Below are 5,468 nucleotides of genomic sequence, written 5' to 3'. Positions count from 1 at the left end.
CATCCGTCCCTGGTGCCGTAGCCCACGGCCCCGGCGATCTGGCCGTGATCGAGCAGGAGGTCGTTCACCATGACCCGGTCCACGATCTCTACTCCCCGCCGCCGCACGGTCTCGGTCAGCACCCTTTTTACGTCCCGGCCGTCGAAATGGAGCGTATTCCTGCAGGCGTGAAACTGGTACTGGAGGCGAAATCCCCCTGGAAGAGAAGAATCTTCAAAGCGTATCTTGCAGCCGAAGCGCTCCAGATCGAGAATCCGTGCCAGGCTGGTTTCCGCAATATAGCCTATGATATCCCGGTTGATCAGCCCCCGGGCGAAGTTCTCGACATGATCCTTCACCAGATCGTTGAGGCTCACACCCTCTGCCCTTTGGACTTCCGGGAAGTAGCCCCAGATATGGTCTATCCCGGTCGCTGCACACCCTGAGCGCTCCGGGTTGGACTTGTCGACGAGGATCACACGCCCGCCGAGTTCACCACTCCGGATGGCTGCCATGCACCCGGCAAGGCCTCCCCCTACCACCAAGATATCGCAGGAATGATCGATCATCTCCGGTCTATTCATGGTCTCCCCTTCTCTCACTCCGTTATCACCGACCTGGAGAAGGCCGCGGCCCTTTTCAAATTCTCTTCATCCCCTTTTCCCGGAGGGCCATAGAGAGCAGGAGAAGGAACGATATGCATCTGCAAGGGAAGTTCCAGGTGAATCGCATCCACTGGGCAATCGAGCATACAGGCCCCGCAGTGCCAGCATTCCCGCGGGTAGGCTACCACGGGCAGCTCACCCTTCCTGAACTCCAGGCAGTCCTGCGGGCAGACATCATAACAGATTCCGCACCGAGTACACAGCGCCTCATCGACAACGGGTGGCATTTCTCTCTTCCCCTTCCTTCCTCGTCAAGAAAGTCTCTGCAAATTCTCTCAGCCGCCCGACCCCCTTTTCAATCTCCTCCCGGCTGGCACAGGTCGACAGCCGCAGGTACCCCTCACCATACGGGCCGAACTCGGTCCCGGGCAGAGTGACGACTCGGGCCTCTTCGATCAGCCTGAGTGCGAGATCCATTGATCCGAGACCGAAGCACTTCATGTTTGGGAAAATGTAAAAGCTCCCCTTGGGTTCCACACAACTCACCCCCGGGATCGCCTTCACACCCCTGTAGAGAATCTCGAGCCGCTCCTCGAACTCCTTGTATATGGGCTGCAACTGGTCCTTGGGACAATCCAGGGCGGCCAAGGCGGCGATCTGTCCCGGAGAAGAGGGGCAAAGGGTGACACAGTAGTGGAGGTTCTTGATGGGGAACATCGCTTCTGCCGGTCCCACGACATACCCCACCCGCAGTCCCATCATCATGTAGGACTTGGAAAACCCGCCGAAGACGAAGGTCCGTTCCTTCATGCCGGGCATGGTTATGATGGAAGGAGGCGGTTCTGTATAGGTGAAGTCACGATAGATCTCGTCTACCAAAACGACCAGATCATGCCTATGTGCCAGATCGGCTATCCCCTCGAGCACTTGCCGGGACCATACCACGCCGAGAGGGTTGTTGGGATTGCAGAAGACAAGAGCCCGTGTTTTCGGGGTGACTGCCCTTTCCATCCGGTCCAGCTCCGGCACGAATCCATTCCCTTCGTCCAGGGGCACAAGAACCGGGATTCCGCCGCAGGCCACCGCGTTGAGGTAGTATTCCGCGTAGTGGGGGCTGGGAATCAGGATCTCGTCCCCCGGGAGAATAACGGATTTCATCACAACGTAGAGGCCTTCCTGGACACCATGGGTTATCAAGAGATCCTTTTCCGGGTCTGCAGTGATATTGCGCTCCTCTTTCAGGGAGAGAGCGAGCCTCCGGCGAAGTTCGGGAAGGCCGTAGTAGTTCGTATAGGGAGCCCGCCCGGCATCGAAGCCGGCCTTGAGTCGGTCCCTGATAAAAGGAGGCATGGGCAAATCCGGGTTCCCGGATGCCAAATTGACCAGATCCTCCCTCCCCTCGGCGGCGTCTTGGATCCGCTTCCTGTCCCCATATGGTATCCTACGGATATCCGGGTGGATTTCCATGCAGACCTCTCTTCCACATCGACCCGGGCACAGACAGGATCAAGCCTCTGTGATCGATCCGCCTCCCGAGATCCTAGCCTTTCCCCCTTGTACGGTCATACTCCTCCACGATCCGCCGGAGATCCCGGGCAACCTCCGAAGGGAGCCTCGCCGGTTCGTGGTTTTCGAGGATCCAACGGGCCTTCTCATTGGCCCTCTCTTTGAAGGTCCTGGACCCGCTCGCCACCCACCCGTCATGATCCTGCCTGTCCAGGAGCTCGGGCATCCATATCTCGTCCCTGAAGTGCTCCGCCGTCTGGGGGTGGTCGAGAAAGGTCCCACCAGGGCCGACTTGCTCGATCACGTCGAGAGAGAGTGTCTCCTGGGAGACCACGAAGCTTCTCAGGAAACGCCTGGTCTTGCTGATAAGATCATTGCACATGGTAAGGAGTTCAGGAGAAGAGGTATTGCCGTTGTCCAGATACCCCACATCGTGAATGAGATTCGACCCGAAAAGGGCAGAATGGTAGAGGCTCTGGTAGGCCTCTGCCACGGCTTGCTCGTCGAGGATCTTCGAATCGCTCACCCCGCCGGTACCCCAGGACGGAATATTGAGAAACCGGGCCATTCCATCGCCCATGCCGTACTCGGGCGCTCCATAGGGCATCAGGCCTGTCTGCATATCGAGGACACAGCACCCCCTGCCGGAGCCGATCACCGGGGATCCCTTCCGCTTCAGTTGTGTCAAAAGGACTCCTGCGAGGAACTCCGCTACTCCTACCACCATGGTCCCTGCGGGGTGGATAGGGCCCGTTGCTCCCATGGTGGGGCATCCCGGTATCCAGATGAGAGGGATCCTTTTTTCCGCACAGAACAGAAGCTTTTGCAGGGACTCCCTGGGAAAGACCAGAGGGCTTATTGCCTGCACGTAGATGAGGACAAAAGGCCGAGCCTCGAGATCCTCCTCCGACCCCCTGACGGCGACCATCATATCGAAGATCCGCTTCAGCCCCTCCACGTCCCAACAGCACATGATCAGAGGCTTTTCGGTATTGCTTACCATGGCCTCGAAGTGATGGCAGTCGGAGGTCATGGGGTTGACATCACTGGCCAAACCGAAAGACATGCAGAAATCGATGTCAGAGAGATAATCGACAAGGAGGGCCGCCTTTGCCACGTCTTCCTTGAGAGCCTTTCGCCGCTTGCCCGTATAGGGATCCAGGGTGAAATTCGTGTCCGACCCGGTTCCGAAATAGACATTCTCCCTCTCCAGGAACATCCTTGCCCTGCCCCCTCGGTCGGCGATAACTACCCTCCTGGGCACTGTCCCGAGGGCCTGTTCCACGAGATGGGAGGGGATGCGCACCCGCTTGCCGTCCTTCACGTGGGCACCGGCGCCTGACAAGAGCTCGACCGCCTCTTGATCGTGGAAATCGCCTCCTACCCTTTCGAGCACATGCAGGGCGGCGTCATAGATCTTTGTCAGCTGCTCCCTTGACAGAAGCTCGGAACAAGGACGATGCCAGAGACAGAAATCGTTACTCTTCCGCATGACTTAACCCATCAGTCCGGATTTCGCCGGCCCCTGCCGAACCGCGCCCTTCTCGGTCGGCCGCCCACGACCGGCAACCGCCCCTCCAAAAAAACAGCCCGCATTATACTAGAACAAGGGACTACCCGTCAACGGCCTCACCGCTGGGGCGAATCTCCACTCCTGTCTGACCGAGAATGCGGAGGATGGCTCGCTGGATAAGGTGCTTGTCCGGCAAGAAGCGGGCCCACGGTCCCTCGGACTCCACCCGCTCTTACCCGTCGGACGTGTTCAGGGCGCTTTCCAAGGCACCGATCAACCTCCGGTTTCCCTCCATGGTCCCTATGGTCACCCGGATGAAGTTCGGCAAACGCCACTGGCCACCAGTAGCGATGAGAATCCCCTTTTGCCTGAGCCTGGCCGCGATCTGCTGCGAGTCCCTTCCTACATCCACGAAGACGAAATTCGTTTGGGAAGGAACATAGGAGAGCCCCATCCTTTCAAACTCCCTGTACAGATACGCCTTGCCGTTTTCGATACCTTCCCGGACCGCCTGCCTGAACTCATGGTCTCCCCATGCAGCCAGGGCTGCCGCCTGGGCCAACCTGGAAACCGGAAAGGCCTCCCGTACCCTGTTCAAGGCTCCGATAAACTCCCTGCACCCGATGGCATAGCCGACCCTCAATCCGGCCAGCCCCGACACTTTTGAAAAGGTCCTGAGGCAGATGACATTGAACCCCTCTCTAACATAGTCGAGACCATCCGGGTAGTCTTTGTCGACCACAAAATCAAAATAGGCCTCGTCCAAGACGAGGATCGTGTTTTCAGGCAGCCGAGAAACAAAACCGTCAAGGTCCTGCTTCCTAACGATCGTACCTGTGGGGTTGTTGGGATTGCAGACGAACACCAGCTTTGTCTTCCCGGTAAACGCCCTCTCCATGGACTCGAGATCGTGAACATAGTCTTTCAGCGGAACGTAGACCGGAACCCCTCCCATGATCTTCACCACGTTGGGATAGACGATGAAGGAAGGGTCTCCCATCATAACCTCGTCCCCCTCGTTGATAAACGCACCGGCCACAAGGAGAAGTGCATTGTCGGCCCCGTTTGTGATTGTTATCATGTCCGGATCGATGCCGAGGGTCTTCGCCATCTCAGACCTTAGAACGGTGCAGGGCCCGTCAGGGTAGAGGTTGGCGTTTCTTGCCTCTCTTTCGACCGCGGCAACGGCTTTTGGCGACGGGCCCATCAGATTTTCGTTGAGGGCCATAAGGGCGAGCTTCGAGGTTCCGAGTCGAGCCTGGAGTTCTTCAACAGGCAGGTGGACTGCATAAGGTTTGATCTCAAGGTTTCCCTTTCGAAGAAATCTTGCCACATCTCTCATGGTCGCTTGCTCCTCTTGGAGATCGTCCTGGATCCCTCCGCTGGTTCTTGCCATCTACAAAAGCGGCGCCGGCCGACGACCGACGCCGCCACCTTCTTCGTGTCTCAACACTCACGCCTCTCTCTTCTGCAAGACAGACCGAACAGGACTGACTTCCGGAGAATCCTCCCGATGCGACTCCGTCCTTCCCCACACTCCGGAAAGAGCCTCCTCTGCGAAAAACGCGGTGCCAGAAATCCTGCCATCGTCCAATGGCTATACCACACCTGGCCGGCCAGATCAATATGGTTCCTTGAGTCTCCGCAAATGTTCCCGTCAACGTTCCTCCTGGCCTGATATCTCCAGAAATCAAGAATCGAATACCCATCTGGAAGGTATTTCCTCAAAGAGGCGGCCCCTCAAGTGGAGTTTCCTGAGTTTTCGGCCGAGGATTCTTGCAAGTATATGACTTCACGATTTTTTTCTGTTTTGGCAGGAGAACACCCTTGTCCCCTCGCTCCTGAGCTCACGCGGTGACCCTATC

The 5,468-nt window shown here is 57.6% G+C and carries 5 protein-coding genes; all 5 read right to left on the bottom strand.

Annotated features, from left to right (window positions below):
• The coding region (locus tag JRJ26_20110) for an FAD-binding protein (protein MBW2059796.1) at window positions 1–563 on the bottom strand (563 nt) is incomplete at its 3' end.
• A gap of 14 nt (window positions 564–577) precedes the next feature.
• On the bottom strand, window positions 578–871 hold the full coding sequence (locus JRJ26_20105; GenBank protein MBW2059795.1) for a ferredoxin family protein: 294 nt from the start codon (window positions 869–871) through the stop codon (window positions 578–580).
• Entirely contained in the window at window positions 852–2,051 is a 1,200-nt protein-coding gene (locus JRJ26_20100; GenBank protein MBW2059794.1) for a pyridoxal phosphate-dependent aminotransferase, read from the bottom strand. Before JRJ26_20100 ends, JRJ26_20105 begins: the two co-directional genes overlap by 20 nt.
• A 73-nt stretch (window positions 2,052–2,124) precedes the next feature.
• The gene (locus tag JRJ26_20095; protein ID MBW2059793.1) at window positions 2,125–3,582 is read right to left on the bottom strand and encodes a trimethylamine methyltransferase family protein; all 1,458 of its coding nucleotides are present in this window, start codon (window positions 3,580–3,582) and stop codon (window positions 2,125–2,127) included.
• A gap of 253 nt (window positions 3,583–3,835) precedes the next feature.
• The gene (gene hisC / locus JRJ26_20090; GenBank protein ID MBW2059792.1) at window positions 3,836–4,945 is read right to left on the bottom strand and encodes a histidinol-phosphate transaminase; all 1,110 of its coding nucleotides are present in this window, start codon (window positions 4,943–4,945) and stop codon (window positions 3,836–3,838) included.
• Window positions 4,946–5,468 lie beyond the last annotated feature (523 nt).

Source organism: Deltaproteobacteria bacterium (assembly GCA_019308905.1).
Classification (GTDB): domain Bacteria; phylum Desulfobacterota; class BSN033; order WVXP01; family WVXP01; genus JAFDHF01.
This window is presented reverse-complemented; position numbering and strand designations above follow the sequence as displayed.